Origin of the sequence: Mycobacterium sp. NS-7484, assembly GCF_001953975.1 — a bacterium.
In the GTDB taxonomy this organism is placed as follows: domain Bacteria; phylum Actinomycetota; class Actinomycetes; order Mycobacteriales; family Mycobacteriaceae; genus Mycobacterium.
The window spans coordinates 14,663-41,638 of record NZ_MBEJ01000012.1 but is presented as its reverse complement, the minus strand read 5'-3'; the positions used below and the strand labels follow the sequence as shown (position 1 = coordinate 41,638).

27 protein-coding genes, 3 tRNA genes and 1 pseudogene are annotated in these 26,976 nt (G+C 67.1%); 21 read left to right on the top strand and 10 right to left on the bottom strand.

Annotation, left to right across the window (positions count from 1 at the left end; translation table 11 throughout):
* Both A5733_RS02700 and hisC read right to left on the bottom strand, forming a co-directional pair.
* Complete coding sequence (locus A5733_RS02700; protein ID WP_067772179.1) at positions 1–462, bottom strand: DUF4334 domain-containing protein; 462 nt, start codon at positions 460–462, stop codon at positions 1–3.
* A complete protein-coding gene (gene hisC / locus A5733_RS02695; RefSeq protein WP_076238977.1) occupies positions 459–1,544 on the bottom strand; it encodes a histidinol-phosphate transaminase in 1,086 nt (361 codons plus the stop codon). The genes A5733_RS02700 and hisC overlap by 4 nt, the downstream gene beginning before the upstream one ends.
* Before the next feature lie 88 nt (positions 1,545–1,632).
* On the opposite strand from hisC, the gene A5733_RS02690 reads away from it, so the two are divergent.
* Together A5733_RS02690 and A5733_RS02685 are read left to right on the top strand one after the other, a co-directional pair.
* A tRNA-Ser gene (locus A5733_RS02690) sits at positions 1,633–1,724 on the top strand.
* A gap of 37 nt (positions 1,725–1,761) precedes the next feature.
* A tRNA-Arg gene (locus A5733_RS02685) sits at positions 1,762–1,834 on the top strand.
* Between the two features lie 1,078 nt (positions 1,835–2,912).
* On the opposite strand, the gene A5733_RS02675 is transcribed toward A5733_RS02685, so the two are convergent.
* Together A5733_RS02675 and A5733_RS02670 are read right to left on the bottom strand one after the other, a co-directional pair.
* Complete coding sequence (locus A5733_RS02675; protein WP_231965763.1) at positions 2,913–3,326, bottom strand: hypothetical protein; 414 nt, start codon at positions 3,324–3,326, stop codon at positions 2,913–2,915.
* Between the two features lie 100 nt (positions 3,327–3,426).
* Positions 3,427–3,780, bottom strand: a complete 354-nt coding sequence (locus A5733_RS02670) for a Fe-S protein (protein WP_076238975.1) — start codon at positions 3,778–3,780, stop codon at positions 3,427–3,429.
* A 67-nt stretch (positions 3,781–3,847) separates the two neighbouring features.
* Here A5733_RS02670 and A5733_RS02665 point away from each other — a divergent pair, with 67 nt between their 5' ends.
* The 5 genes and pseudogenes from A5733_RS02665 (at position 3,848) to A5733_RS02645 (ending at position 8,664) form a co-directional block, all read left to right on the top strand.
* Entirely contained in the window at positions 3,848–4,348 is a 501-nt protein-coding gene (locus A5733_RS02665; protein WP_076238974.1) for a metallophosphoesterase, read from the top strand.
* Positions 4,349–4,372: 24 nt separating this feature from the next.
* Positions 4,373–5,200: pseudogene (locus A5733_RS02660) on the top strand (alkyl sulfatase dimerization domain-containing protein); the annotation flags it as partial.
* 87 nt (positions 5,201–5,287) lie between these two features.
* Complete coding sequence (locus A5733_RS02655; RefSeq protein WP_076238973.1) at positions 5,288–6,433, top strand: TIGR03364 family FAD-dependent oxidoreductase; 1,146 nt, start codon at positions 5,288–5,290, stop codon at positions 6,431–6,433.
* A 25-nt stretch (positions 6,434–6,458) separates the two neighbouring features.
* Entirely contained in the window at positions 6,459–7,157 is a 699-nt protein-coding gene (locus A5733_RS02650; protein ID WP_142253766.1) for a phosphonatase-like hydrolase, read from the top strand.
* A 172-nt stretch (positions 7,158–7,329) separates the two neighbouring features.
* The gene (locus A5733_RS02645) at positions 7,330–8,664 is read left to right on the top strand and encodes an MFS transporter (RefSeq protein ID WP_067772151.1); all 1,335 of its coding nucleotides are present in this window, start codon (positions 7,330–7,332) and stop codon (positions 8,662–8,664) included.
* On the opposite strand, the gene A5733_RS02640 is transcribed toward A5733_RS02645, so the two are convergent.
* On the bottom strand, positions 8,661–9,395 hold the full coding sequence (locus tag A5733_RS02640) for a GntR family transcriptional regulator (protein WP_076238971.1): 735 nt from the start codon (positions 9,393–9,395) through the stop codon (positions 8,661–8,663). The genes A5733_RS02645 and A5733_RS02640 overlap by 4 nt on opposite strands.
* A gap of 65 nt (positions 9,396–9,460) precedes the next feature.
* Positions 9,461–10,216, bottom strand: a complete 756-nt coding sequence (locus A5733_RS02635; RefSeq protein ID WP_076238970.1) for an SDR family NAD(P)-dependent oxidoreductase — start codon at positions 10,214–10,216, stop codon at positions 9,461–9,463.
* Positions 10,217–10,262: 46 nt separating this feature from the next.
* Between A5733_RS02635 and A5733_RS02630 the strand changes: the two genes are divergently transcribed.
* Positions 10,263–10,871: a histidine phosphatase family protein gene (locus A5733_RS02630; RefSeq protein WP_076238992.1), complete on the top strand. Its 609-nt coding sequence runs from the start codon at positions 10,263–10,265 to the stop codon at positions 10,869–10,871.
* A 9-nt stretch (positions 10,872–10,880) separates the two neighbouring features.
* Positions 10,881–11,894 (top strand): phosphotransferase family protein, encoded by a 1,014-nt coding sequence (locus A5733_RS02625; protein WP_076238969.1) that lies wholly within the window; start codon positions 10,881–10,883, stop codon positions 11,892–11,894.
* Positions 11,895–11,896: 2 nt separating this feature from the next.
* On the opposite strand, the gene A5733_RS02620 is transcribed toward A5733_RS02625, so the two are convergent.
* Complete coding sequence (locus A5733_RS02620; RefSeq protein WP_067772139.1) at positions 11,897–12,289, bottom strand: lipopolysaccharide assembly LapA domain-containing protein; 393 nt, start codon at positions 12,287–12,289, stop codon at positions 11,897–11,899.
* Between the two features lie 154 nt (positions 12,290–12,443).
* Between A5733_RS02620 and A5733_RS02615 the strand changes: the two genes are divergently transcribed.
* From A5733_RS02615 to A5733_RS02595, 5 genes are read left to right on the top strand one after another with little or no spacing between them, the layout of a single operon-like run.
* A complete protein-coding gene (locus A5733_RS02615) occupies positions 12,444–13,358 on the top strand; it encodes an ABC transporter substrate-binding protein (protein WP_076238991.1) in 915 nt (304 codons plus the stop codon).
* Positions 13,355–14,467 (top strand): ABC transporter ATP-binding protein, encoded by a 1,113-nt coding sequence (locus tag A5733_RS02610; protein ID WP_076238968.1) that lies wholly within the window; start codon positions 13,355–13,357, stop codon positions 14,465–14,467. Before A5733_RS02615 ends, A5733_RS02610 begins: the two co-directional genes overlap by 4 nt.
* Positions 14,467–15,138, top strand: coding sequence for an ABC transporter permease (locus A5733_RS02605; RefSeq protein WP_076238967.1), 672 nt, complete (start codon positions 14,467–14,469; stop codon positions 15,136–15,138). The genes A5733_RS02610 and A5733_RS02605 overlap by 1 nt, the downstream gene beginning before the upstream one ends.
* Entirely contained in the window at positions 15,135–15,929 is a 795-nt protein-coding gene (locus A5733_RS02600; protein WP_076238990.1) for an ABC transporter permease, read from the top strand. Before A5733_RS02605 ends, A5733_RS02600 begins: the two co-directional genes overlap by 4 nt.
* Complete coding sequence (locus A5733_RS02595) at positions 15,926–16,516, top strand: putative glycolipid-binding domain-containing protein (RefSeq protein WP_076238966.1); 591 nt, start codon at positions 15,926–15,928, stop codon at positions 16,514–16,516. The genes A5733_RS02600 and A5733_RS02595 overlap by 4 nt, the downstream gene beginning before the upstream one ends.
* On the opposite strand, the gene A5733_RS02590 is transcribed toward A5733_RS02595, so the two are convergent.
* Entirely contained in the window at positions 16,479–17,423 is a 945-nt protein-coding gene (locus A5733_RS02590) for a prephenate dehydrogenase (protein WP_076238965.1), read from the bottom strand. The two genes, A5733_RS02595 and A5733_RS02590, sit on opposite strands and share 38 nt — an antisense overlap.
* Positions 17,424–17,522: 99 nt before the next feature.
* Between A5733_RS02590 and A5733_RS02585 the strand changes: the two genes are divergently transcribed.
* From A5733_RS02585 to A5733_RS02575, 3 genes are all read left to right on the top strand, one after another.
* Positions 17,523–18,029 carry a tRNA adenosine deaminase-associated protein gene (locus tag A5733_RS02585; RefSeq protein ID WP_067772125.1) on the top strand — a complete coding sequence of 169 codons (507 nt, stop codon included), beginning with the start codon at positions 17,523–17,525 and terminating at the stop codon, positions 18,027–18,029.
* Entirely contained in the window at positions 18,026–18,481 is a 456-nt protein-coding gene (locus A5733_RS02580; RefSeq protein ID WP_076238964.1) for a nucleoside deaminase, read from the top strand. The genes A5733_RS02585 and A5733_RS02580 overlap by 4 nt, the downstream gene beginning before the upstream one ends.
* A gap of 133 nt (positions 18,482–18,614) precedes the next feature.
* A tRNA-Ser gene (locus A5733_RS02575) sits at positions 18,615–18,705 on the top strand.
* A gap of 116 nt (positions 18,706–18,821) precedes the next feature.
* On the opposite strand, the gene A5733_RS02570 is transcribed toward A5733_RS02575, so the two are convergent.
* Positions 18,822–19,409, bottom strand: coding sequence for a nitroreductase family deazaflavin-dependent oxidoreductase (locus A5733_RS02570; RefSeq protein WP_233152598.1), 588 nt, complete (start codon positions 19,407–19,409; stop codon positions 18,822–18,824).
* Positions 19,410–19,494: 85 nt separating this feature from the next.
* On the opposite strand from A5733_RS02570, the gene A5733_RS02565 reads away from it, so the two are divergent.
* The 4 genes from A5733_RS02565 to A5733_RS02550 all read left to right on the top strand — a co-directional run bounded on the left by A5733_RS02565 (position 19,495) and on the right by A5733_RS02550 (position 25,213).
* Complete coding sequence (locus A5733_RS02565; RefSeq protein ID WP_076238989.1) at positions 19,495–20,850, top strand: wax ester/triacylglycerol synthase family O-acyltransferase; 1,356 nt, start codon at positions 19,495–19,497, stop codon at positions 20,848–20,850.
* A gap of 87 nt (positions 20,851–20,937) precedes the next feature.
* A complete protein-coding gene (locus tag A5733_RS02560; RefSeq protein WP_076238988.1) occupies positions 20,938–23,157 on the top strand; it encodes a propanediol/glycerol family dehydratase large subunit in 2,220 nt (739 codons plus the stop codon).
* On the top strand, positions 23,154–23,489 hold the full coding sequence (locus A5733_RS02555) for a diol dehydratase small subunit (protein ID WP_067772116.1): 336 nt from the start codon (positions 23,154–23,156) through the stop codon (positions 23,487–23,489). Before A5733_RS02560 ends, A5733_RS02555 begins: the two co-directional genes overlap by 4 nt.
* Positions 23,486–25,213, top strand: a complete 1,728-nt coding sequence (locus A5733_RS02550) for a diol dehydratase reactivase ATPase-like domain-containing protein (RefSeq protein ID WP_076238962.1) — start codon at positions 23,486–23,488, stop codon at positions 25,211–25,213. Before A5733_RS02555 ends, A5733_RS02550 begins: the two co-directional genes overlap by 4 nt.
* Here the strand turns inward: A5733_RS02550 and A5733_RS02545 are convergent.
* Positions 25,190–26,971 carry a penicillin-binding transpeptidase domain-containing protein gene (locus tag A5733_RS02545; RefSeq protein WP_076238961.1) on the bottom strand — a complete coding sequence of 594 codons (1,782 nt, stop codon included), beginning with the start codon at positions 26,969–26,971 and terminating at the stop codon, positions 25,190–25,192. The genes A5733_RS02550 and A5733_RS02545 overlap by 24 nt on opposite strands.
* Positions 26,972–26,976: the final 5 nt, after the last annotated feature.

Sequence of the window (26,976 nt, the reverse complement as noted above, 5' to 3'; positions counted from 1 at the left end):
CTAGACGCGCTGCAGGTAGAAGTACAGGTAGCGGCCATCCACCACGGCGCCCTTGCCGTTCATGATGCCCACCACGGTGTTGTCGTCGACCACCTTGAAGTGGTCGTGCACGGGCGCTCCGTCGTACACCATGGTGGCGGTCACCTCACCGCGGAACTCCTCCAGCCACAGGCTGGCCTCGCCCTTCATCGCCTCGGTGTTGGAGAACTTGTTGCCCTCGGCGTCCAGGCACACGAGGGGCTTGGCGTCGCCGGCCGAGTGGAACGTCTTGCCGAACCAGTTGAGTTTCTTCATGAACCCGTTGGCCTTGTGCCCGGTCTGGAACTCGCCGCCCTTCCACTCGCCGAGCATGAAGTCGATGCCGGCCGGCTTGAGCAGGGCCCAGAAGGCGTCGAGTTCGGCGTCGGGGATCTGCCCCTCGCGGCTGACGAATCCATCGAACGTGCCGCGTGCGTCGGTCACTTGGTGTCTCCTGTTCGAGGCCCGGCCAGACCGGGCGCATTCCAGCGTTTGGCGAACTCCAGGAAGGCGTCGTTCTCATGCGGCGCACCGATGGTGACCCGCACACCGTCTTCACCGTACGGGCGCACGATGATGCGGTTGTCGGCGGCCCTGGCCACGAAGTCGAGGGTGCGTTCGGCGAGCGGCAGCCAGACGAAGTTGGCCTGCGAGGGCGGCAGCTCGAAACCCGCCTCGCGCAAGGCGTCGCTGACGCGGGTGCGTTCGGCGACGACGGCATCGGTGCGGGACAAAAGTTCGTCCGCGGCCTCCAGGCTGGCGATGGCCGCGGCCTGCGACACGGTAGTGGCGCTGAACGGCACGTACACCTTGCCCAGGGCGGTGACGATCTCCGGGTCGGCCACGGCGTAGCCCACCCGCAGACCGGCCAGACCGTAGGCCTTCGAGAAGGTGCGCAGAACAACCACATTGCGGTGGGCCCGCACCAGCCCGAGGCTGTCGGGGACCCACCGGTCGCGGATGTACTCGACGTAGGCCTCGTCGAGGATGATCAGGATGTCGTCGGGCACCGCCGCCACGAATCGGGCCAGGGCCTCGGGGTCGACGACGGTGGAAGTCGGGTTGTTCGGGTTACACACGAAGATCAGCCGGGTGCGGTCGGTGACGGCCGCGAGCATCGCGTCGAGATCGTGAGTCTCGTCACGTAGCGGGACCGGCACGCCCGTCGCTCCCGCGGTGCGGATCTGCAACGGATAGATCTCGAAACTGCGCCATCCGTACACGACTTCGTCGCCCACGGTGGATGTGATTTGTATCAACTGCTGGCACAGGCTCACCGAACCGCAGCCGACGGCGATGTTCTCGGGCGCGAAATCGACATGCTTGGCGAGGTGTTCGCGCAGGTCAAGATAGCCGTTGTCGGGGTAGCGGTTGATGTTCTCGGTGGCCTTCAGGATTGCCTCGCGCACGCTGGGAAGCGGCGGATGCACGGTTTCGTTGCTCGCGATCTTGATTGCGCCCGGAACTGTTTTGCCTGGTGCGTACGCCGGAAGGTCGGCCATTTCGGGGCGCAGACGGATACTCACTTGGCCAGAATAGGGGAGGCTGTGTACTGTGTGCCCTCGGCGGTTTCGGGCGACAGGACGGAGTCCGGTACCCTCACAGAAGTTCAAAGGAGGCGTGCCAGAGCGGCCGAATGGGACTCACTGCTAATGAGTTGTCCCCCTTACCGGGGACCGGAGGTTCAAATCCTCTCGCCTCCGCCACGGTTGACTTGTCAACCGCACAACTGAATAGCGCTAGGCGCCCGTAGCTCAACGGATAGAGCATCTGACTACGGATCAGAAGGTTAGGGGTTCGAATCCCTTCGGGCGCACAATTGATCACCTGTATCGACTCCCGAGGCCTAGGTAATACGCCCGGGAGTCGCTGCTTTCGGGGCATGTTCGCTTGCCGACTTCGCCGGAAATCGCTGTGACTATCGTGTCCGCATGGTTCGGCGGGGGCAACAGGGTCGGCACGAGCTGCGCAAGGCACAGCGGGAAACCATCCGTCAGATTGAGTCTTCCCAGGGACAGTACGACGCAAAGCAGATGCGTCGACGGTGCGGGCCTCCAAGGCAGTGGGAATCTCCTTACGACGAAGCCAATACCGTCCGTCTGCAATTTTTCCTGTGGAGATTCAACGGTCGGCTTGCCGACTTCGTGATCAATGTCCAAGTCCTCACCTCAGAGGGTTGGGAGACAGTCGAGTATTTCGATTGCTGCCACGGCCACGGCCACTGCCATCTACACACGCAAAACGGCGAAGTCCCGCGAAGCTTGGTTCGGCTAGATTCGATCGACGACGTGCAGCGGGCTTTTGCGCAGGTTGAGGGGGGAATCTCACACTCGTGCGCGTATCATCCGGGCGGAAGGTCCATAAGGGAGCATGTTGATGAGCGAATCCCGGCTCGACGCTTTCCGGCGTGAGGTGAACTGGCAGTTGGCGTGTGGCGCGCTGGCTGAGGTGGATCTTGAGGTCACGAACGATGACGGAGAGTTTCCTGTCATCGTCGCGCTCAGCGAGGAGCGATGGTCGACCGTGCTCGGCCGAATCCGCGCAGTTGGTGGGTACGCCAACCTGTTCGTCGAAGCTGAGGGTGGAAAAGTGTGGGCCGCCTCAGTGATCGGAACTGCCTGCGCGATCGGCGAACCTGAGCCTGATGACATTTTGACTGGTGACGACGCGCCTGGAGCCGACGCCACGGTCGGGATGTTTCTTGAATACGTTGTGCGTCGGCCGCACGGAGTGCAGGTCTCGGCCGCAATGGGCACCCGGCCTGTGCACGCGATGCTCGTACGGTCGAGTTCGCGGCGTCGTAGGCCTCGATTTCCATCGAGATCGACACCAGAGCTGTGATTCGTACGCAGCGACGACCCTGACGTCGATCTCGGCGCCGCGACGTCGGCGCCCTACTCCGAGGCGACCGCGGTCGCGATGTCGATGGCGATCTCCCGCAGGACGTCGTCGGTGACAAGCTGGCGTGCGGCCTGGCGGTCGAGCCGCAGCACCGAGATGAGCAGTTCGACGTGGCCGGCCACCTGAACCCGGGCCAGCTCCGGCGGTAGATGCAGCCCGTGCTGTTCGGACAGGAAACGGCGCAGCACGGTCACCCGATCGTTCATCCAGGGAGAGCGGTCGATGGCCGCGGCCGCCGTGGACTTCAGTTGCCCGGCGTAGCGGCGCTGCCGCCGTTGCGCGAAGACGCCGTGATGAACTTGGCGCGACCGGTCGCTGCGGCGGGTCCTGGCCCGCACGCCATCGTCACCGTGCGGTGAATCGCACCCGGTGAATGCCGCCGTGCGCATGACCCTGGCGGTTGCCATGGCGTGTCTGTGACCCATCGATTCCCGTACCTGCCGACATGTGGTTTGCCAGTTAACTTTACGGGACGGTCTCAGCTTCAGCTCAGGTTCGGCCGTGACCTCAGGTCCAGAGGACGGCGATCCCGGCTGCGAGCAGCGGCAGTATGCCGGCGGCGACGAACAGCGGCATGACCGGCCGACCGGTACGACGCTGCCGTGCCCGCCCGATGCCCAGCACCGCGCCGAGCGCGACGAGGATGACGAGCTTGGTGGCGAGCTTGGGGTAGTTCAGCTCGATGCCGGCCGGCCACGGCGCGGCCAGGGCCAGACCGGTGACAAGCGAGAGGGTGATGCCGTAATCCATCACCCGGGTGATCTCGAAACGGCGGGCCGCCGCCTCGGCCACCCAGGCGCCGACCATGACGGCGAAACCGATCAGATGCGCATAAACAACTACGTTGCGTAGTAGCTCCATGGGGGGAGTGTAGGACGTGGCGCCGGCCTCCCACGTGCAGACACGTCTGTCACGTAGGGTCGGCTGGATGCGGCTGCTGCTCATTGCCGACACTCATGTACCCAAGCGCGCCAAAGATCTGCCGGCTCAGGTGTGGGACGAGGTGGATCGGGCCGATGTCGTTGTCCACGCCGGTGATTGGGTGGACGTCGCCCTGCTCGACGCGCTGAGCGCGCGTGCGGCCCGCCTGATCGGCTGTTGGGGCAACAACGACGGGGCCGAACTCCGCAGGCGGCTCCCCGAGCGTGCCGACGTGACGCTGGACGGGGTGCGGTTGACCGTCGTCCACGAGACCGGTGCAGCGACCGGCCGGGAGGCCAGGATGGCGCGGGACTATCCCGGAACCGATGTCCTGGTCTTCGGCCACAGCCACATTCCGTGGGATACCACCGCGAAAACCGGTTTGCGCCTGCTGAATCCAGGGTCGCCGACCGATCGTCGACGCCAGCCGTACTGCACGTACATGACGGCGCGTATCGGTGCCGGTGTGCTGTCCGAGGTCAGTCTGCACCCACTCGAACGTTCGTGACGCGGACACCCTGAGGTGGCAGGCTCTTTGCGTCAGCTGAACCAGGGCTACACCGGAGTGGAGATCGCCGAGCAGTTCCAGCTGCCGCCCGCGCTGGAAAAAGCCTGGCACGCCCACGGTTACTACGGGTCGGTCAACCACAACGTCAAGGCGATCTACCAGCGCTACATGGGCTGGTTCGACGGCAACCCGGGCCGGCTGTGGCCGCACCCGCCCGAAGCGCTCGCACCCCGCTACGTCGAGGCGATGGGCGGAATCGACCGGGTCGTCGAGCTGGCCCGTAAGGCGTTCGACGAGGGCGATTTCCGCTGGGCGGCAACGCTTCTGGATCACGTGATGTTCACCGACGCCGATCACGCCGACGCCCGGACGCTGTACGCCGACACCTTTGACCAGCTGGCCTACGGCGCAGAGAACGCCACGTGGCGCAACTTCTTCCTCACCGGCGCCAAGGAACTGCGCGACGGCAAGGTCGGCACCGTCGGTCAGGTGACCGCGCCGACGATGCTGGCCCAGCTGAGTCCGGAGCAGATGTTCGACGTCCTCGCGATCAGCATCAATGGTCCGCGCGCGTGGGATCTCGATCTGGCCATCGACGTGACCTTCCTGGACAGCGCCGTCAACTACCGGCTGACCGTGCGCAACGGAGTGCTGGTCTACCGCAAAACCACGGCGGACGGAGCGAGTGCGCACGTCACCGTGACGCTGGCCAACAAGCTGCGGCTGCTGGCCGTCATCGCGGGTGACGCGACCTCACCCGGCCTGGAGGTCACCGGTGACGCTGAGGCCTTGCAGGCCCTGCTGTCGGCGCTGGACCGGCCGGATCCCGACTTCGACATCGTCACGCCGTGAGGTGAACGAAACCTTACATATATAGACACCAGGTAAAAATTCCCCACTTGTATTGACAAGTGCGGTGATGCGGACCACAGTATCCGCATGGGAAATCATCAGAGCTACGACGTCGTGGTCGTCGGCGCCGGCATCGTCGGTCTGGCGCACGCCTACCACGCGCATCAGCGCGGACTCAGCGTCGCCGTCGTCGACCACGCCGACGGCATCGTCGGTGCGTCGGTGCAGAACTTCGGCCATGCCTGCATCACTGCGCAGTCCGGTGTCGCGCGGGACTACGGCCGCAACGGGCGTCAGCACTGGCTCGACCTGTCGCGCAAAGCCGGCTTCTGGTCGGCCGAATCCGGCACTCTCGTGGTGGCGCGTCATGACGACGAACTTGCCGTGATGCGCGAGTTCGCCACCACCCGTGAGCCGTCCGAGGTGCGGTTGCTGAGCCGTGATCAGATCCTGGAGCGAATCCCGGTAGTTGGTGACCGCGTGACCGGTGGCATGTACCTGCCGAACGACCTGCAGGTCGACCCCCGCACGGCGGCCCCGTCGATCGCGTGTTGGCTCGAACATGAAGGTGTCGACTTCCATTGGCGCACTGCGGCTGTCGGTTTCGAACCCGGTGTCGTGCACACTTCACGCGGGCCGTTGCGGGCGACGACGACCTTCGTCACGGTCAACTACGACATCGACCGCCTCTTCCCGCACCTCGCCGAACGGGACGGCCTGCTGCGCTGCCGCCTGCACATGCTGCGGGCGCGCCTACCGCTGGCTTTCGCGCTGCCCGCACCGTTGTTCACCGGGTGGTCGTTGCTGCGCTACTCCGGTTTCGAGAACCTGCCCTCCACTGAGGCCGTCGCCCAGCGGTTGCGTGCCGAGCATCCCGAGTATGTCGCGATCGATCTGCACCAGATGTACACCCCGCAGCCCGACGGCTCGCTGCTGATCGGCGATACCCACTACCGCGACGTCTCCGCGCCGCCCTTCCAATCCGAAGAGGGGTTCGCCGTTCTCCTCGAAGAAGCCCGGAAACTCTTCGGAACCAAGGAGATCGACGTCTCCGAGCGTTGGCAGGGGGTATACACGTCGGCGCCAGGGCAGGAGTTCCTGATCGAAGAGCCCATCGAGGGCACCCATGTCGTCACCGTCACCACCGGTATCGGCATGACCACCAGCATGGGCCTCGCCTACGACAGCGTCGAGAACGCGCTGACCCGCGACAAAGTCGTCGCACCCGCCTGAACGATCAAAAGGAAAGGTTAAACCATTGAGTGCCAAAGCAACTGATTCAATCGGTCTGGTCGTGTTCGACATGGCCGGGACCACTGTCGAGGACAGCGGGCTCGTGCAGCAGTCATTCCTGGCCGCCGACAGCCATGCCGGCCTGTCGAAGACGGAAGCCGATCGGCAGGAGATGCTGCGCTACGTCTCCGACACCATGGGGCAGTCCAAGATCATGGTGTTCCGTCACCTGGCCAAAGGAAACGAAGAGCAAGCCCAGGCCGCGAACAAGGAATTCGAGCGCTGCTACGCCCAATTGGTCTCCGAGGGTAACTGCAGTCCGATCCCCGGAGCCGAAGACGTCATCACCTCCTTGCGGTCGGCCGGGGTCAAGACCGCACTGACGACCGGCTTCGCCAAAGAAACCCAGTCGGCCATCATCGACGCGCTGGGTTGGCATCATCTCGCCGACGTGGTGCTCTGCCCGTCCCCGGGCGTGCGGGGCCGGCCGTATCCGGACATGCCACTGACCGCGCTGATGCAGACCGAAACCGATTCGGTGCGTTCGATGATCGTTCTGGGCGACAGTTCCTCGGACGTCATCTGCGGGCTGCGCGCCGGGGCCCGAGCCTCGATCGGGGTGCTCACCGGTGCCCACAACCGGGCACAACTGTCCGAGGCAGGTGCCACGCACATCCTCGACAGCGTCGCCGATCTGCCGTCTTTGGTGGCTGCACTGCGGTAGCTCATTGATCGCGCGGCGGTCGGTCGCAGGCCCCGCCTTCCGACCGCCGCAACGCTTCTTCACGTCGTTCTCATCCGAGAAACCTGCGTGTGACGTTCGGCCAACTCACTCGGCTATCTGCCCCGGCCCGTCAGCACACCGTCTGCAGCACACCCACCAGAGGTGCATTCTCATGACCCAAGCAACGACTTCCACCGACCCGTCAACCGCTGTGCGCTACCGCCGTTGGCGGATACAGATCTTCGCCGTCACCTGGATCGCCTATGCCGGCTTCTATTTCACCCGACAGGCCTTCTCGGTGGCCAAACTGGGCATTCTCGAAGACCCGATTCTCAGCACCAGCCTGACCAAGAGCACCCTGGCCAACCTCGACGCCGCCTACCTCGCGGCGTATGCAGCCGGGCAGTTCGTCTGGGGCCAGGTTTCCGACCGGTTCGGTCCCCGGGTGGTGATCCTCGGTGGTCTGGCGATCTCGGCGGTCGCCACCGTGTTCATGGGCTTGCTGCCCGCGCTGGTGTTCCTGCTGCCGCTCATGATCGTCCAAGGACTGGCCCAGTCCACCGGTTGGTCCCCGACGCTGAGCAACATGGCCCAGTTCTTCTCGATCGGAGAACGCGGCCGCGTGCTGGGCCTGTGGAGCACCAACTACGCATTCGGCGGTCTGGTGGCCGCTCCGGTCCTGGGGTGGGCCGCCTATGACGTCTTCGGCTCATGGCGGGCGGCGTTCTTCACCGGGGCTGCCGTGGTGGCCGGGGTGTTCGTCCTCGTCCTGATGCTCCAGCGCAACCGGCCGCAGGATGTCGGGCTGCCGCCGATCGAGGAGTACCGCGCGGGTCAGGATGCCCGAGAAGGCGTCGAACTCGACGACTCGCCCGACGCGGAGGCCGTCGCCGAACCGAAGGCGTCCTGGCGCGACTCGCTGTCGGTCGTGCTGCGTGACCGCATGGTGAGAACCCTTGGTGCGTCGTATTTTCTGCTGAAACCGGCGCGGTACGCGATCTTGCTGTGGGGCCCGGTGATCGTCGCCGAACGTCTCGCCGACGGGGACAAGTTCCAGGCCGTGACGATCCCGGTGGCATTCGGCGTCGCCGGCGTCGTCGCCCCGATCCTGCTGGGCCGGATCTCCGACCGGGTGTTCAGTGCACGGCGCGTGCCCGCCTGCGTGATCAGCCTGGGGATCCTGGTGGCGGTGCTGGCCTTGTTCGGCCCGCTGACCGCGACCGGAAACGCCTGGGTCATGGTGATCGTGCTCGGCGTGATCGGCCTGAGTGTCTACGGCGCCGACGCGATGATCTCCTGCGTCGCGGCGGTCGACTTCGGAACCTCCAAGCATGCCGGCACCGCGGCCGGGTTCATCAACTGCTGCGGTTCGGTCGGCGCGATCCTGGGTGGGTTGCTCCCCGGCTACCTCGGCACCTCGGCCCTGTTCTACGGATTTGCCGGTGCTGCACTGCTTTCCATGCTGCTGCTCCTGCCGCACTGGAACCGGATGCCGGCCGCGGACTAACCGGCGGGCGAGAACTTGGTGCGCGCGTTGACGATGCTGAACGTGACCATGTCGGGGCGGTACCGGTCGTCGGCACATTCGAACACCACGCCATGCTGATCGCGGGAGACCCGACGCTCACGCAGAAGCGGGCTGCCGAGCGGGATTCCGAGGTTGGCGGCGTCCTCGGGCCCGGCGGCCACCGCGTCGAGCACGTGTTCCATCGAGTCGAAGTACACGCCACGGCTGGCCAGGTAATCGGTCATCGAGCCGGAGTCCGTGTCGAACTCGAACAGCATCGAACCCACGGAGTCGATGAACGTGCTGCGCTCGATCATCGCCGGTTCACCGTCGAGAAGCCGCACCCGCAGCACGTCGACCACGAAGTCCTCAGCCGTCAAACCCAAAGCCTCGATTGCGGTTTCGGACGGGCGGCGCCGGGCCACCTCGATCGTGCGGTTACCTGCGGTGCGTCCGGCGCGCTCGGCCCACTGGGTGAACGGGGTGAACGTGTCCAGGGTCTGGGTGGCGTCGTGGCTGCGCACCACCGCGGGTTTGCCGCGGGACACCCGGATCAGCCCTTCGTTCTTCAGCGTGGCCAGGGCCTGGCGCACCGGCCCGCGGGATACGTCGAACTCGGCACACAGCGCGCTCTCGGCGGGCAGCGGCTGACCGATGGCGTAGTCCCGCCGTCTGATGCGCCGGCGAAGTTCGGCCGCGACGTGTTCGTGGCGCGACCGCGGCTCCGACATCGCTCCACCCTCCGGTCAGGTTGTCATGACAAGTTTGCTGTCTGAGTCACCATACCGTGCGCGGCTCAGGGCAGGCCGCCATCCACCCGCAGGATCGAACCGGTGGTGAAGCTCGATGCGTCCGACATCAGAAACAGTGCGGCACCGACGATTTCGGCCGGATTGCCGGCCCGCTGCAAAGCCAGGTGGCCGAACGGCTCACCGGTCATGTCCCAGGACTTGCTGACGTCGGTGAGGAACGGTCCGGCCATCAGGGTGTTGACCCGCACGGTCGGACCGAAGGCCTTGGCCAGTCCTTCGGTCATGGCGTTCAACCCGGCCTTGGCCGCGGCGTACGGCAGCATGTACTGGTCGGGGCGCAGGGATCCGGACGAGCTGACGTTGATGATCGCGCCGCCGCCGTCGGCCACCATGCGCTCACCGAGCAACGCCGAGAGCCGGAACGGCCCTTTGAGATTCAGGTTGAACACCGAGTCGAAGAGTTTCTCGGTCACCGTGCCCAACGATTCGTACAGCGGTGACATCCCGGCGTTGTTGACCAATACGTCGACCTTGCCGAATCGGTCATAGGCGGCCTCGACCAACCCGTCGAGTTGATCCCACCGGCCCACATGCACGGCATACGGCAGGGCGGCCCGCCCCGTGGCGGCCACGATCTCCTCGGCCGTGGTGACACAGGAATCCAGGTTGCGGCTCGCGATCACCACATCGGCGCCGCAGCGCGCCGCCCCCATCGCGATCTCCCGGCCGAGACCCCGGCTGCCACCGGTGATCAGGACGACCCGGCCGCTCAGATCGAACAACTCGTCGGCGTATCCCATGTTGACCCTCTCCGGCCGTCGCGCACCGCGGCCCTATGGTGGCACGGTGCAACTGCTTCTGGTCCGACATGCTTTACCGCTGCGCAGCGAGCCGGGTCAAGGGTCCGACCCCGACCTGTCGCCGGACGGTCTCGCCCAAGCCGAGCGCCTGCCGGCCGCGCTGTCCCGGTTCCCGATCAGCCGGCTGGTCAGCAGCCCGCAGCGGCGCGCCATCCAGACCGCCGGACCGCTGTCGAAGGCACTGGGCCTGCCGGTCGATGTCGACGAGCGGCTCGCCGAGTACGACCGCGACATGTCGCATTACGTCCCGATCGAGGACATCGCCAAGGAAAACCCCGAGGAATTGGCCCGCCTGGCCAGCGGTCACCTGCCCAGCAGCGTGGACGAGACGGCCTTTCTGGCGCGCATCGGTGCCGCCGTCGAGGACCTGGTCACCGCGGGCAGCCATGACGAGACGGTCGCGGTGTTCAGCCACGGCGGGGTGATCAATGTGTTGCTGCACCAGATCCTGCAGACCGAGCGGTTGCTGTCGTTCCATGTGGACTACGCCTCGGTGACGCGGGTGCTGTCGTCGCGCTCGGGGCGGCTGGCCGTCGCGTCGGTCAACGGCACCGAACATGTATGGGATCTGCTGCCGAGAAATCTAACCTGGTAAACAAAGACCGTGACGAATCTCGAGGGGCTCGACCTCATCGCCCTGGACCGGCACCTGCGCGCCGAGGGCATCGCCCGCAGCGGTGAGCTCCGCGCTGAACTCATCGCCGGCGGCCGTTCCAACCTCACCTTCCGGGTGTACGACGACGCCTCGGCGTGGGTGCTGCGCCGTCCGCCGCTGCACGGTCTGACTCCCTCGGCACACGACATGGCCCGCGAGTACAAGGTGGTGGCGGCCTTGGCCGGCACCGCCGTCCCGGTCGCCCGCGCGGTGACCATGCGCAACGACGACTCGGTGTTGGGGGCGCCGTTCCAGATGGTCGAGCACGTCGAGGGCCGGGTGGTGCGCACCGCTCCGGAACTCGAAGCGCTGGGGGACCAGAGCGTCATTGACGGCTGCGTCGACGCGCTGATCCAGGCGCTGGCCGATCTGCACGCGGTCGATCCGGCCGAGGTCGGCCTCGGCGACTTCGGCAAACCCGACGGCTACCTGGCCCGCCAGGTGCGCCGCTGGGGCTCGCAGTGGGACCTGGTCCGGTTACCCGACGATCCGCGCGACGACGATGTCAAACGCCTGCACCAGGCGCTGTCCGAGGCGGTTCCGCCGCAGAGCGGCACCTCGATCGTGCACGGGGACTACCGGATCGACAACACGATCCTCGACGCCCAGGACGCCACCGTGGTGCGCGCGGTGCTCGACTGGGAGATGTCGACCCTCGGTGACCCGCTGTCCGACACCGCGCTGATGTGTGTGTACCGCGACCCGATGTTCGGCCACGTCCATGCCGACGCCGCCTGGACCTCCGAGTTGCTGCCCACCGCCGACGAACTGGCCAACCGGTACGCCAAGGTGTCCGGGCGCGAGCTGGCGCACTGGGACTTCTACATGGCGCTGGCCGATTTCAAGCTGGCCATCATCGCCGCCGGCATCGACTATCGACGACGCGAGGGGGCCGACGGCCCCGAGCATGTCGGCGAGGCCGTGGCACCTCTGATCGCGGCGGGCCTGCGCGCCCTGAGCTAGCCTCAGCCGCGCTGGGCGGCCTTGAAATTCTTCTTGGCGGCCCGGCGCAACTGGAAGATCCGCGCCGACCCGGCGGCCACGGTCAACAACCCGCCGGCCACCGCCGCGCCCAAGATGGCCACGCCCGTCGGCAACGACCAGTGCCAGCCGAGGAACGTCAGCGGCACCGGCTCGGTGTTCTGCGCGATGAAGATCAACAGCACGATCAGCACCAGGAAACCCAGGATCAGTGCTGTCCACAAGGCCGCGGCGCGGGTGAGCTTGGGTTCGGTGGCCTTACCGGATTTGGCAGGCGTTTTGCCGGGCTCGGGTTTGCCGTCGTCGGGCAGTGGCGTACCCGGTGTGTACGGCGCCGGCTCTGGCAAATCGGGCGATACAGGTTGATCGCTGGTCATTCTGCCATCTTTGCCCCTAACGGCGGCAAAGCAAACACCCCGAGGTAAAGCGGGCGGCATGTCGGGTGTGGGCGTTAGGGTCGTCAGTGGCTGATCGTCGAGCCGCCGTCGCCGAAAGGACGCGCCTGTGCCGCGCAGAACCCTGGCCACCGCGATGACCCTGCTCGCCCTGGTGCTGCCGTGGGCTGTGGCGTGCGGCAGCGCGAATCCGCTGGGTGGTGGAGAGATCTCGGGTGATCTGTTGACGATCACCGTCGGGTCTGCCGACTTCCCGGAGTCCAAGATCGTCGCCGAGATCTACGCTCAGGCCTTGGAGGCCAACGACTTTCAGGTCCGCCGACAGTTCGGCATCGGCAGCCGGGAGACGTATGTGCCTGCGGTGCAGGATCACTCGATCGATCTGATCCCCGAATACACCGGCAACCTGCTGCAGTATTTCGACGAGCACACCACCGCCACCACCCCGGACGCCGTGCTGCTGGCCCTGTTCAAGGCATTGCCCGGGGATCTGTCGATCCTGTCGCCCTCACCGGCCGAGGACAAGGACACCCTGGCCGTCACCGCCGAGACCGCCCAGCGCTGGAATCTGAAGACGATCGCGGACCTGGCCGCCCATTCGGCCGAGGTGAAAGTCGGTGCACCGTCGGAATTCCAGACCCGTCAGACCGGTCTGGTCGGCCTGAAGTCGCGGTACGGCCTCGACATCGCCCCGGCCAATTTCGTCGCGATCAGCGATGGCGGCGGCCCGGCCACCGTGCAGGCACTCAACAGCGGCGCCGTCACCGCGGCGAACATCTTCAGCACCTCACCGGCGATCGACCAGCACAATCTGGTGGTCCTGGAAGATCCGAAGAATGCCTTCCTGGCCGCCAACGTGGTGCCGTTGGTCGCCTCGCAGAAGAAGTCGGACGAACTCAAGACCGTGCTCGACGCGGTGTCGGCCAAACTCACCACCAAAGCATTGATCGAACTGAACACCGCGGTAGAGGGCAACGCCGGCGTCGACCCGGACGAGGCCGCCGAAAAGTGGGTGCGGGACAACGGTTTCGACAAGCCGGTGACCAGATGATCAGCTTCGAGAACGTCACCAAGCAGTATCCGGACGGCACCGTCGCCGTCGACAATCTCAATCTCGAAGTGGCACAGGGCACGTTGACGGTCTTCGTCGGACCGTCCGGCTGCGGCAAGACGACCTCGATGCGGATGATCAACCGGATGATCGATCCGACGTCGGGCACCGTCACCGTCAACGGGGACGACATCAGCACCGTCGACCCGGTCAAGCTGCGGCTCGGTATCGGCTATGTGATCCAGAGTGCCGGGTTGATGCCGCACCTGCGGGTGGTGGACAACGTCGCGACGGTTCCGGTGCTGCGGGGTGAATCCCGGCGCAGCGCCCGCAAGGCCGCGATCGGGGTGATGGAGCGGGTGGGGCTGGACCCGAAACTGGCTGACCGTTACCCGGCGCAGCTGTCCGGCGGGCAGCAGCAGCGCGTCGGGGTGGCCCGGGCCTTGGCCGCCGACCCCCCGATCCTGTTGATGGACGAGCCGTTCAGCGCCGTCGACCCGGTGGTGCGGGAGGATCTTCAGACCGAGATCCTGCGGCTCCAGAGCGAATTGCGCAAGACCATCGTGTTCGTCACGCACGACGTCGACGAGGCGATCAAACTCGCCGACCTGGTGGCCGTCTTCGGTCGCGGGGGAGTGCTGCAGCAATACGATTCGCCCGGCCGGCTGTTGTCCAATCCGGCCAACGATCTGGTGGCCGGGATCGTCGGCGCCGACCGCGGCTACCGCGGATTGCAGTTCTTCCATGCCACCGGGCTGCCGTTGCACATCATTCGTCATGTCGCCGAGGCCGAACTCGACGGGCTGCAGCTCGGTCCTGCGGACTGGGTGCTGATCACCAGGCCCGACGGCTCCCCGTACGGCTGGGTCAACGCCGAGGGCGTCACCGTGCATCGGGCCGGAAAATCGTTGTACGACAGCACGATTGCCGGAGGTTCGCTGTTTCGGCCGGACGGCACCCTGCGTCAGGCGCTGGACGCGGCACTGTCCTCACCCTCGGGCCTGGGTGTCGCCGTCGACGCCGACGGGCAGGTGATCGGCGGCGTGCGGGCTGAAGACGTGCTGGCAGCCCTGAAGACTCAACGGCAGATCCCGGCATTGGAGCCGTGATGCGGTACCTGCTGAACCACCTCGACGACCTGTGGACACTGACGGTCGTGCACCTGCGGTTGTCGCTCGTGCCGATCGTGCTCGGTCTGCTGATCGCGGTCCCGTTGGGCGCGGCGGTTCAGCGCACCACGACGCTGCGGCGTCTGACCACCCTGACCGCCAGCATCATCTTCACCATCCCGTCGCTGGCATTGTTCGTGGTGCTGCCGCTGGTCATCCCGACCCGCATCCTGGATGAGGCCAATGTTATTGTGGCGCTGACGCTTTACACCACGGCCCTGTTGGTGCGAGCAGTCCCGGAGGCGCTCGACGCGGTAGGAGAGCCGGTGCGTGACGCCGCCACCGCGATCGGTTACCGGCCATTGGTGCGGATGCTCAAGGTGGAACTTCCGCTGGCCATCCCGGTGCTGGTGGCGGGCTTGCGGGTGGTCGCCGTCACCAACATCTCGATGGTGTCGGTCGGTTCGGTGATCGGCATCGGGGGTCTGGGCACCTGGTTCACCGAGGGCTATCAGTCCAACAAGAGCGACCAGATCGTCGCCGGGATCATCGCGATCTTCGTGTTGGCCATCGTCATCGACACGCTCATCATGCTCACGGGCCGGGCGATCACACCGTGGACCCGCACCGCCCGCGGCCCGCGAACTCCCCGGATTCGGGCCGCGGCATGAACTTTCTGCAGCAGGCCCTCGACTTCATCTTCACCGCCGCCAATTGGGCCGGGCCCGCCGGCCTCGGTGCCCGTCTGCTCGAGCACCTCGAGTACACCGTCGTCGCGGTGGTGGCCTCGGCGCTGATCGCCATTCCCGTCGGCCTGCTCATCGGGCACACCGGGCGGGGCACCTTCCTCGTCGTCACCGGGGTCAATGCGCTGCGCGCGCTACCCACCCTCGGTGTGCTGTTGCTCGGCGTGCTGTTGTGGGGGCTCGGGCTGGTGCCGCCGACGGTCGCGCTGATGCTGCTGGGTATCCCGCCGCTGCTGGCCGGCACCTATGCCGGCGTCGCGAATGTCGATCCCACCGTGGTGGACGCGGCCCGGTCGATGGGCATGACCGAACGCCGGGTGCTGCTGCGGGTCGAGGTGCCCAACGCGCTGCCGCTGATCCTGGGAGGGCTGCGCACCGCGACGTTGCAGATCGTGGCGACCGCGACGGTGGCTGCCTACGCCAGCCTCGGTGGGCTCGGCCGGTATCTGATCGACGGGATCAAGGTGCGCCAGTTCCACGTCGCGTTGGTGGGCGCGCTCATGGTGACCGCGCTAGCCCTGATCCTCGATGCCGCACTTGCGTTCGCGGTGTGGCTGTCGGTGCCCGGTCGTGGCCGGTTGGGAGGATGGCGCCGGATGCCGCAGCCGTTGCTCGACGACGAGGTGGTGCGCGACTCGAGGTCCGCGCGGGCCGACCGCGGGAGTTCTGGACTCGACTACAACGGCCGAGCGGCGTCGCATACGGTAGGAGGGTGAGTGACCAGAAGGACAGTGCCTGGCCTGCGGTGTTGACGTGGCGGGCGCACGAGGAACCTCGGATGGAATCGGTTCGGGTTCAGTTGTCGGGCAACCGGATCAAGGCGTACGGCCGGATCGTGGCCGCCGCCACCGAGGCTCACCCGGCGTTCTCTGCCTCCTATGACCTGGTCACCGATGAGACGGGCGCCACCAAGCGGCTCTCGCTGTCGGTCACCCTGGCCGAGCGCGAGCGTCAGCTCTCCATCGCGCGTGACGAGGAGAACATGTGGCTGGTGCAGGATCACAACCAGACCAAACGGTCGGACTTCGGTGGTGCGCTCGATGTCGACGTCGTGTTCAGCCCGTTCTTCAACGCACTGCCGATCCGGCGGACCGGCCTGCATCAGCAAGCTGAGACGGTGACCGTCCCGGTGGTCTATGTGCGGTTGCCGGACTTCGCGGTGGAGCCGGCCAACATCACGTACCGCAGTACCGGCGAGCCCGGGGCCGGGATGAAGCTGCACTCGCCGATCGCCGACACCACCATCACGGTGGACGCCGACGGCTTCATCCTGGATTACCCAGGACTGGCTGAGCGGATCTGATCACCCCGCCGGCGCGTCCGGCGGCCGCCAACTCGGCGCGCCAGTTGTTGACGCCGACCACCGTGGTGATGATCTCGGGCCGGCTGAAGCTGTCATAACGCATGCGGGCGGCGTGACCCGTCTCGACCAGATCGGCCACCGAGCCCGTGGCCGCCAACGTGTCCTTGGCGCGGGTGAGCAGTTCGATGCCGTGCTCCAAGGCGGGCAGTAGTTGGTCGGCATTGGCCTCACACATGGCGCGCACCAGGTCGGGTGCGCTGGCCGCCACCCGTGTGCCGTCACGGAAGGAGCCGGCCGCCAGCGCGAAGGCCAGCGGCACCTCGCCGGCGATCTGGGCCAGCGTTTCGGCGAACATGTGCGGCAGGTGGGAGATGGTGGCCGCGGCGGCGTCGTGCTCATCGGAGCGGGCCGGCACCACGACCGCGTGGCAATCCAGCGCCAGCTGTGCGACCAGTGTCCACACCTTCGCGTCGACGTGATCGTCGACGCTGACCACCCACGGTGCACCGGTGAACAGCTTCGCGTCGCCGGCCGCCCAGCCCGAGTGCGCGGTGCCCGCCATCGGATGGCCGCCGACGAAGTTCGGCAGCAATCCGAACCTGCCGACCTCTTCCAGGACTGCGCCCTTGACACTGGTGACGTCGGTCAGCGGACACTGCGGCGCGGTATCGCGGACGTGCTCGAGCAGCTGCGGCAGCGCGGGCATCGGCACGGCCAGCACGATCAGGGCGTTGCGGTCGGCGGCCCGGCGCAGCGCCTCGCCGAGGTTCTCGGTGGCGTCGAAACCGTCGAACTTCGCGGCCGCGACGGCTTCCACCGACCGGTTGTAGCCGAAAACCTCACGGCCGGCCCGGGCGGCGGCGCGCATGAGGGAACCGCCGATGAGGCCGAGACCCAGCACGCACACGGGTGTGTTCGTCACGCTTCAAGGTTGGCATACCGGTGCTGGTGGTGCCGAGGGTGATCCCTGGTCAAAAACGCTGGTCGGCGACTACCGTAGGCGGGCATGGGAGCACAGCGTGCGCCGGCAGACCTGCCCGATGGCTTCGGGGTGGCCGTTGTTCGGGAGGACGGCAAGTGGCGGTGTGCCCCCATGCGGTCCTCCTCGCTGAAGAGCTTGACTGCCGCGGAGACCGAGCTGCGTGAACTGCGCAGCTCCGGTGCGGTCTTCGGGCTGCTCGACGTCGATGACGAATTCTTCGTGATCGTGCGGCCGGCACCTGGGCGGACCCGGCTGCTGCTGTCGGATGCCACCGCCGCGCTGGACTACGACATCGCCGCCGAGGCCTTGGAGAACCTCGACGCCGACCTCGAAGAAGAGGACCTCGAGGACACAGACCCGTTCGAGGAGGGCGATCTGTCGGTGCTGTCCGACATCGGTCTGCACGAGGATGTGCTCGGCGTGATCCTGTCCGAGATCGACCTGTACGCCGATGAGCAGATCGGCCGGATCGCCCGTGAGATGGGCTTCGCCGATGAACTGGCCGCGGTGCTCGACCGGCTGGGACGGTGAGGGCCTCAGACGAGGCCTTGATCCGCAGCGCGCTGCAAGCTGCCCGTACCGCCGGCCCGCGCGATGTGCCGATCGGCGCAGTGGTGTTCGCGGCCGACGGCACCGAGCTGGCCCGGGCCGCCAACGTCCGTGAGGCCATCGGGGATCCGACCGGGCATGCCGAGATCGTGGCGATGCGCGAGGCCGCCCGGGTGCTCGGCGACGGGTGGCGGTTGGAAGGTGCGACGCTGGCGGTGACCGTCGAACCGTGCACGATGTGCGCGGGCGCGTTGGTGTTGGCCCGGGTGGCGCGCGTGGTGTTCGGCGCGTGGGAACCCAAGACCGGAGCGGTCGGCTCGCTGTGGGATGTGGTGCGTGATCGCCGGCTCAACCACCGTCCCGAGGTGGTCGGCGGGGTGCTGGCGGACGAGTGCGCGGGGTTGCTTGAGGAGTTCTTCGCGGCCCAGCGGTGAGACCCTCGCCGAGGGTGAAGTTGATTGCGAGTTTTCGCCCGTTCTTCGCCATCTTCTTCGCACTCACGGACCGAGTGTGAGCGCCGGAGGCACGATTAGGGCTTGACGGCCCTCGCCCGGTAAGCTGCCACACGGTGGCGTGTCCGAGCGGCCTAAGGAGCACGCCTCGAAAGCGTGTGACGGGTAACCCCCGTCCGAGGGTTCAAATCCCTCCGCCACCGCCATAGAAACCCGCACCTGTTCTCGCAGGTAGCGGGTTTTTAGCGGTGCGGCGGCTTCGGGGTGGCACCACGATCCTGCGGACTGTGTGTGGCGCTGGACCTCCTCGGCGGACTCTCCCTCACGTCCCGCTCACCGGCGACAACCGCAACACCGGGATGGTCCGGATCCCTTCGGTGCGTCGTTCGTAGGTGTCCCAACCCTTGTTCAGCCGGTCAGCGGCCAGCGCATAGAGCCGGTCGCGGTCGGTGCCGGTGGCCTCTCGCGCCATGAACGCCCCGCCACGTGGCCCGATGTGCAGCTCGCATTCCGGATGCGCGAGCAGGTTGTGATACCAGCCTGGGTGCTTGCCACCGCCGTAGTTCGAGGCGATCAGCACGACGTCGTCGCCGTCGGTGAAATACGCCAGCGGGGTTTCATACTTCTTGCCGCTGCGGGCTCCGGTCGAGGTGAGGACCAGTACTGGGATGCCCACGCTCAACCGCACCCGCCCATGCGTCGCCTTCATCACCGGCGCCTCCAGCGGCACCACGAACCGTCGCCACAGCGCCGCGGCCTTTTCGGTGGTGAACACCTTGCCGCCGGTCCACCAGGCGAGCTGCCGTTTCCAGCGGGGCCGAGCCCGGAGGTCGACCCGGGGGATGCCGTTGAGGGAGCCGGTCATGCCGCCGCGATCGGGAACGGGTTGGCGAGAAGTAGGGCCCGGCATGGATAGATCTTGAGCGCCTCACGGCGTCGACGCATGAGTAGCCGGCTACTTGTTTTGCCTGGTTTTGGCCGCGTTGAATGTGTTCATGGAACTGATGTCGCCGACCGATTCGATGTTTCTGATCGCCGAGACCCGGGAGCATCCGTTCCACGTCGGCGGCCTCGCGCTCTACGAACCTCCGGCCGGCGCGGACCGCGAATTCGTGCGGGAGTTGCACGAGGACATGGTGGCCCACACGGAATTCGAGCCGGTGTTCCGCAAGCACCCGGCCACGATCCTGGGCGGCATCGCCAACGTCGGCTGGACCTACGACGACGACGTCGACCTGGACTACCACCTCCGCCGCTCGGCGCTGCCGACCCCGGGCCGGGTGCGGGATCTACTGGAGCTGACGTCGCGGCTGCACGGTGGCCTGCTCGACCGGCACCGTCCGCTGTGGGAGGCGCACCTGATCGAGGGGCTCGCCGACGGCCGGTTCGCGGTGTACACCAAGATGCACCACTCGCTGATCGACGGGGTGTCGGCGCTCAAGTTGCTGATGCGCACGCTGTCGGAAGATCCGGCCGACACCGAGGTGCGGGTGCCGTGGGCGGTGCCACGCAAGAAGCGTCCGCGCGAGAGTGCGTCATTGAGGCAAACCGCCTCGGATGCGCTCGGCTCGGTCGCCGGGTTGGCACCGTCGACGGTCAAGCTGGCCCGCTCGGCGCTGCTGGAGCAGCAGCTCACGTTGCCGTTCGCGGCACCCAAGACCATGTTCAACGTCAAGATCGGTGGCGCGCGCCGGGTGGCGGCGCAGTCGTGGCCGTTGGAGCGGTTCCAGCGCATTTCGCGGGCCGCCGGTTTCACCGTCAACGACGTGGTGCTCGCGGTGTGCGCCGGGGCGTTGCGGGCCTACCTGCTGGAGCAGGATGCACTGCCCGACCGATCGCTGATCGCGATGGTGCCGGTGAGTCTGCGCGCCGAGCACGAGGCCGACGCCGGAGGCAATATGGTCGGCACGGTGCTGTGCAATTTGGGCACCGACCTCGAGGATCCGGCGGATCGGCTCACGGCGGTCGGCGAGTCGATGCGCGGCAACAAGGAAGTGTTCTCGGAGTTGCCGCGGGTTCAGGCCCTGGCATTGTCGGCGATGATGATCGCCCCACTCGGCCTCAATGCGTTCCCCGGTTTCGTCAAGGCCACGTCGCCGCCGTTCAACCTCGTCATCTCCAATGTGCCGGGCCCGCGAAACCCCTTGTACTGGAAGGGCGCCCGGCTCGACGGCAACTACCCGCTGTCGATCGCGCTGGACGGGCAGGCCATGAACATCACGCTGGCCACCAACGCCGACAATCTGGATTTCGGTCTGGTCGGTTGCCGGCGCAGTGTGCCGCACCTGCAGCGGATGCTCAGCCATCTGGAGGATTCCCTCAAGGCCCTCGAGGTGGCGACGGGCTCCTGACCGAAAGGCGCAATGGCTAGACCAAATAGTGTTCCTCGCGCAAAATGGTCTCCCGTGACGGACGACGGTGGTGCCTATCTCGGCAGGATGCGGATCCTGGATGCGAAACCGGTGAACCTCGACGGGTTCAGCGTCGCGAATCCCGATCTCGGTCTGGCCGCGATGGCCAGTCCGAACGATCCGGAACCGTCGCTGGTCATCGTCGACGGACAGGTCGTCGAGATGGACGGCAAAGCCGTGGTGGACTTCGACGTGATCGACGAGTTCATCGCCCGCTACGGCCTGGACCTCGATGTCGCGGCGGAAGCGATGGCGCTCAGCGATGTCGAGCTGGCCCGGATGACCGTCGACCTCAACGTGCCGCGCGCCGAGGTGGTGCGGCTGATCGGTGGGACCACCCCGGCCAAGCTGGCCAAGGTCATCGCGTTGCTCAGTCCGGTCGAGATCCAGATGGCGATGGCCAAGATGCGGGTCCGGCGCACTCCCAGCAACCAGGCACACGTCACCAATCAGCTCGACGATCCGATGCTGATCGCCGCCGACGCGGCCAGTGCGGTGGCCTACGGATTCCGTGAGGTGGAGACGACGGTGCCGGTGCTCGGCGACGCGTCGTCGAATGCCGTTGCGCTGCTGATCGGTTCGCAGGTCGGGGTTCCGGGTGCGATGGCACAGTGTGCGATCGAGGAGGCGCTGGAGCTGCGGCTGGGCATGCGCGGGCTGACCAGCTACGCCGAGACTATCTCCATCTACGGCACCGAGCAGGTGTTCGTCGACGGTGACGACACCCCGTTCTCCAAGGCGATCCTGACGAGCGCCTACGCCTCGCGCGGTTTGAAGATGCGCGTCACCAGCGGTGGTGGCGCCGAGGTGTTGATGGGCGCGGCCGAGAAATGCTCGATCCTCTACCTGGAGTCGCGCTGCGTGTCGCTGGCCCGCGCTCTGGGCGCGCAAGGCGTGCAGAACGGCGGCATCGACGGGGTCGGGGTAGTGGCCTCGGTACCCGAGGGCATGAAGGAACTGCTCGCCGAGAACCTGATGGTGATGATGCGGGAGCTGGAGTCCTGCGCCGGTAACGACAACCTGATCTCCGAATCGGACATCCGCCGCAGCGCGCACACCCTGCCGGTGCTGCTGGCCGGTGCGGACTTCATCTTCTCGGGCTTCGGCTCCATTCCGCGCTACGACAACGCGTTCGCGCTGTCCAACTTCAACTCCGACGACATGGACGATTTCCTTGTCCTGCAACGGGACTGGGGTGCCGATGGCGGACTGCGCACCGTGACGCCGGGGCATCTGGCCACGGTGCGACGACGTGCGGCGACGGCGGTGCAGGCGGTGTACCGCGACCTCGGCCTGGCCGATTTCGACGACAGTCACATCGAGGAAGTGGTGGTCGCCAACGGCTCGCGTGATCTGCCGCCCGGTGATCCGAAGGCCGTCGCGGAGGCAGCCAACGCGATCGAGGCCAAGCAGCTCACCGTGTTCGACGTCGTCGCGTCGCTGCACCGCACCGGCTACACCCAAGAAGCCGAGGCCATCATGCGGCTCACCGCCGAACGGTTGCGCGGCGATCAGCTGCAGACGTCGGCGATCTTCGACGAGAGCTTCCGGGTGCTGTCGAAGATCACCGATCCGAATGACTATGCCGGTCCGGGAACGGGTTACACGCTCACCGACGAGCGCCGCGCCGAAATCGACAACATCCGCCAGCAGCGCAGCGCCGCCGAACTCACCACCGATCAGGCCGAGCATGCCGGCCATCTCGTGGTCACCGACGTCGAACCCGCCCGACAGGGCAGCGACCCCCGCGAGGTGGTCATCGGGCTGTCACCGGCACTGGGCCGCAGTGTCTGGCTGAGCCTGTGCGGCCTGCCGATCGGCGAGGTCATCCGACAGCTGTGCGCCGGCCTGGAGGAGGAGGGCTGCGTGCCCCGGTTCGTCCGGGTGCGCTCGACCATCGACGTCGGACTCATCGGCCTGACCGCGGCCAAGCTGTCTGGCTCGGGCATCGGAATCGGCTTGCAAGGCAAGGGAACCGCACTCATCCACCGGCGGGATCTGGCGCCGCTGGCCAACCTTGAGCTGTTCAGCGTGGCCCCGCTGCTGACCGCGCGTAATTACCGCGAACTCGGCCGGAACGCCGCCCGGCACGCCAAGGGCATGGCGCCGGTGCCCATCCTCACCGGCGGCACCGACGAGTCGATCTCGGCCCGCTATCACGCCCGGGCGGTGGCTCTGGTGGCGTTGGAGCGTGAGGCGAGCGAGCCGGGACAGCTCCCGGTGACCGTGGAGGTGCGACGGGCATGAGCGAGCAGAGATTCACCGTCGCCGCCGCCGTCGACGGCAAGCTCGACCTGTCGGATCTGCGGATGGACCCGGCGGTGCTCGCGCACCAGGCCGTCGTGGCCGAGGAGCACGGCAATCCGCAACTCGCCGAGAACTTCCTGCGCGCAGCCGAATTGGCGATCATCGACGACGAAGAGGTGATGGGCCTGTACGAGGCGCTGCGGCCGCACCGCTCCACCGCCGCCGAACTCGACGCGCTGCAGGCCTCGCTGGAGAGCCGAGGCGCAGCCCGCTGTGCGGAACTCGTGCGCCAGGCGGCTGCGGTCTACGCCCGCCGAGGCCTGTTGCGGTGACCCCGATCGGACGCGTGGTCGCCGGGATCGACGTGGGCAACCACACCACCGAGATCGTCCTGGCCCGGATTGTCGATGGTCGAGTCGAGCCGATCACCCACGGCCAGGCGCCGACCCGGGGCCGCAAGGGGTCTCGGGAGTCGCTCGAGGGGGCGGCCGCGCTGCTGCACCGCATCGAGGTCGACGCCGGGATCGTCGCCGACGAACTGGTGCTCTCGGCCATCCGGCCGGTCGACACCGAGACCGCGCCGCTGGCTCCCGCACCATCGCCACGCGCACCGGTACGAAGCCTGCGCAAACCCGACGCCAGCACCCCGGCCGGCACCGGTTTCGCGGTGGGCCGGCACGTCCCGATGCAGCACCTCACCGGGCAGCCTTACGAGGGCCCGGTGATCGTCTCGGTGGATGCCGACACCGACTTCGAAGTGGCCGCCGCCGGGATCACCGACGCCGTCGATCGGGGGTGGACCGTCGTCGGTGTGCTGGCTGCCCAGGACGATGCAGTGTTGATTCGCAACCGCATTCACCTCGACGTGCCGGTGGTCGACGAGGTGCTCGTGGACGGATTGGCCCCCGATGCGCTGGTGGCGGTGGAGGTGGTGGCCGAGGGCCGTGCCTACCGCGCCCTGGCCGATCCGATTGCGCTGTGCGCCGCATTGGAACTGGGCCATGAGCAGATTCACGACGTGGCCGCGTTCACCAGGGAGCTGTCCGACTCACCGGCGATCGCGGTGACACCACGCACCGAGCCGCCGGAACCGCCCGCAATGGATGACGACTACGTCGAGTTCCGCACCGATGGCAAGGTGACGCGCTACTCGCCCGCGCAGGCCCACACCCTGCTGCGCCATGAACCGCCGGGCAGCGTGGTGCGGGTACGGCTGCGGTCGATACCGACCGCTGATCACGAGATGCCCGTCGACGACGCCTTTTTCACTGACCTCACCGCGCTGGACAACGGAACCTGGTTACGACGCGGCATCGCCGAGGCCCGCGGCACGGTGGTGGCGCTGCTGGCCGCCGACCACGTCGAGGACGCCGCGGCCACCCTCGCCGAATTGACCGGGCGGCCGGCCCGCACCCTCGCCGGAGAACCGGAAGCGGCGGCCCGTGGTGCCCGCACCACGCCTGGCCTGCCGCCGGACTCGGTGGTGTGCGATATCGGCGGTGGCACCATCGATCTCGTCGGCACCGAGCACGCGGTGACGGCCGCAGGCGCAGGGGAGACCATCACGGTGGCGGTGGCCCGGATGCTCAACATCCCCAAGGCGCTGGCCGAGCGGGTCAAGCGCAACCCGGCGATCCGCGTCGAAGGCCCACACGTCGCGCATGAGGAGGACGGGCGGCGCCTGTTTCTTGACGCCCCGGCGCCTGCTGACGCGATCGGCCGCCTATGTACCCGCGGCACCGCCGGGTTGGTGCCGTTCTCCACCAAACTCGCCGCCGAGGAATGGCGCAGCCTCCGGCTGGCGATCAAACAGGAGACCGTGGCCGCCAACATCGCCCGCTGCCTGAGGGTTTTCGAGAAGATGCCGACCGCGCTGGTGCTCGCCGGTGGCGGTGCCCTCGACGACGAGCTGTTGCGCACCGTCGGTGAATCCCTGCGCAGCGTCAACGTGGTGGTGGGACGAGCCAACATCGACGGCGTGCACGGTCCCCGGTTCGCGGTGGCCTCGGGGTTGGTCCATCTCTGTGCGGAGTCAGCCGGCGAGCGCGGGGCGTAAGAAGTCCCCGGAGATCTGCACCGCCGGTGTCGAGCTGTCGCCGCCCACCACCAGGGTGGCGAAGGCGATGTCACCGGCGATGCCGGCGAACCAGCCGTGCGAATGGGTGTTATCGCCGAATTCCGCCGTCCCGGTCTTGCCGCCCAGATCGGCGATGTCGCGCAGCTGCGTGGCGGTGCCCTCGGTCACGGTCTTGCGCATCATGTCGCGCAGCGCCGAGGTCACGTCGGCCGGCAGCGTCACCGATTCGGCGTCGGCAGTGACCTTTTCGCCGTCCACCAGGCTCGGCAGGATCGTCGAGCCGTGCGCCAAGCTGGCCTCGGCCACCGCGAGACCGAACGGGCTGACCGTCACGGTGCCCTGACCGATGCCGTTCTCCACTTTCTGGGCAGCGTTGTCCGCGTTGGGCACTCGGCCGGTCACGGTGGTCAGGCCTGGGATTGTGAAGTCCACGCCGATACCGAACTGCCGCGCGGTGTTGGTCAGTGCATCACCGGAAAGCTTGTCCGACAGCGCCGCCATGCTGGTGTTGCAGGAATGGGAGAAGGCCGACGCCAACGGGACGGTGCCCAAGTCGAACTCGTCGTCGTTGGGGATCGTGCGGTTCTCGATGGTCAATCGGCCCGGGCAGGCCACCGGGGTTTCCGGCGTCGCCAGCCCTGCTTCCAGTGCGGCCGCGGTCGTGATGGTCTTGAACGTCGACCCCGGCGGATACAAACCCGAAAAGGCAATGGCGCCTTGTGGATCCGCGGCGGCGTTCTGTGCGGCGGCCAGGATACCGCCCGTCGATCCGGAGATCGCCACCAGTACCGCGGGGCGGGTCTCCGTGGCGACGGCCTGTTGGGCGAGCAGCTGAAGCCGCAGATCCAGCGTCGTGCGCAGCGGGTCGGTCTCCGCCGGTGGCTGCGAGGCCAGCCGTTGCGCCGCCGCACCCTTCCCGTCGACCAGGTAGACCGACCAACCCGCCCCCTTGGTGATCCGGTCATGCCAGAGTTGCTGCAGACCGCCGATGGCCGGCGAGGACAGCTGCCGGTCCGCCGTCAGCAGTTCTCCTTGTTCGGCCACGGTGACCCCCGGAAGCTGGCCGAGTTGGTCACGCACCGTGGCGAGGTCTTCTTGGCGCAGCTTCATCACCGTCACGCGGTCATCGGAGGTCGACGTGAACTGTGCGCCGATGGATTCGGCGGTGGTGGAGGCGTCGAACGGGGCCAGCAGCGCGGCCAGCGGCGCCGCGGACTCCAGGTGCGCGCGGTCCAGGGTGATCACCCCTACGGTCTGCCACGTCATCAGCGGCTGGCCGGTGCGGTCGAGCACGGGGGTCTGCAGATCACTGTCGGTGCTGTACTGGAACGTCAAGTCGTCCTGCAGCTTTCGGTGTAGGAGGGTCGGCGACCAGGTGATCAGCCAGTCGTCTCCCGTTTTGGCGGCGGTGCCGGTGGTGTCGTAGTCGAACCCGCGTCCCTCACCCCACGACCACTGGTACTTGAGGGTCGCGCCGGTCTCGTCGTCGTCGGTATCGGCACCCACCTTCACCGCGGCCGCCTCGCCCATGCCGTCGAACATCGAGGTGATTGCCGCCTCTGCCGCTGCCGGGTCATCGGTCTGCGCGGCGGCAGCGTGAGCGTCTTTGCGCTGCAACGCGTCGGCGAACGCGGCAAAGCGGTCAGCCGGGTCCGGCGCCGACGAGCATCCCACGATGGAGAGCAACAAGCCGAGCAACAGCAGCACGATGCTGGCGGGACGGTGCCGTCGAATCATGCCCC

Coding starts and splice junctions, on each gene's coding strand:
- A5733_RS02675 (WP_231965763.1), bottom strand. CDS start 3,326: ATGGCAACCGCCAGGGTCATGCGCACGGCGGCATTCACCGGGTGCGAT.
- A5733_RS02670 (WP_076238975.1), bottom strand. CDS start 3,780: ATGGAGCTACTACGCAACGTAGTTGTTTATGCGCATCTGATCGGTTTC.
- A5733_RS02665 (WP_076238974.1), top strand. CDS start 3,848: ATGCGGCTGCTGCTCATTGCCGACACTCATGTACCCAAGCGCGCCAAA.
- A5733_RS02655 (WP_076238973.1), top strand. CDS start 5,288: ATGGGAAATCATCAGAGCTACGACGTCGTGGTCGTCGGCGCCGGCATC.
- A5733_RS02645 (WP_067772151.1), top strand. CDS start 7,330: ATGACCCAAGCAACGACTTCCACCGACCCGTCAACCGCTGTGCGCTAC.
- A5733_RS02640 (WP_076238971.1), bottom strand. CDS start 9,395: ATGTCGGAGCCGCGGTCGCGCCACGAACACGTCGCGGCCGAACTTCGC.
- A5733_RS02635 (WP_076238970.1), bottom strand. CDS start 10,216: ATGGGATACGCCGACGAGTTGTTCGATCTGAGCGGCCGGGTCGTCCTG.
- A5733_RS02620 (WP_067772139.1), bottom strand. CDS start 12,289: ATGACCAGCGATCAACCTGTATCGCCCGATTTGCCAGAGCCGGCGCCG.
- A5733_RS02615 (WP_076238991.1), top strand. CDS start 12,444: ATGACCCTGCTCGCCCTGGTGCTGCCGTGGGCTGTGGCGTGCGGCAGC.
- A5733_RS02610 (WP_076238968.1), top strand. CDS start 13,355: ATGATCAGCTTCGAGAACGTCACCAAGCAGTATCCGGACGGCACCGTC.
- A5733_RS02605 (WP_076238967.1), top strand. CDS start 14,467: ATGCGGTACCTGCTGAACCACCTCGACGACCTGTGGACACTGACGGTC.
- A5733_RS02600 (WP_076238990.1), top strand. CDS start 15,135: ATGAACTTTCTGCAGCAGGCCCTCGACTTCATCTTCACCGCCGCCAAT.
- A5733_RS02585 (WP_067772125.1), top strand. CDS start 17,523: ATGGGAGCACAGCGTGCGCCGGCAGACCTGCCCGATGGCTTCGGGGTG.
- A5733_RS02570 (WP_233152598.1), bottom strand. CDS start 19,409: ATGCCGGGCCCTACTTCTCGCCAACCCGTTCCCGATCGCGGCGGCATG.
- A5733_RS02565 (WP_076238989.1), top strand. CDS start 19,495: ATGGAACTGATGTCGCCGACCGATTCGATGTTTCTGATCGCCGAGACC.
- A5733_RS02560 (WP_076238988.1), top strand. CDS start 20,938: ATGCGGATCCTGGATGCGAAACCGGTGAACCTCGACGGGTTCAGCGTC.
- A5733_RS02555 (WP_067772116.1), top strand. CDS start 23,154: ATGAGCGAGCAGAGATTCACCGTCGCCGCCGCCGTCGACGGCAAGCTC.
- A5733_RS02545 (WP_076238961.1), bottom strand. CDS start 26,971: ATGATTCGACGGCACCGTCCCGCCAGCATCGTGCTGCTGTTGCTCGGC.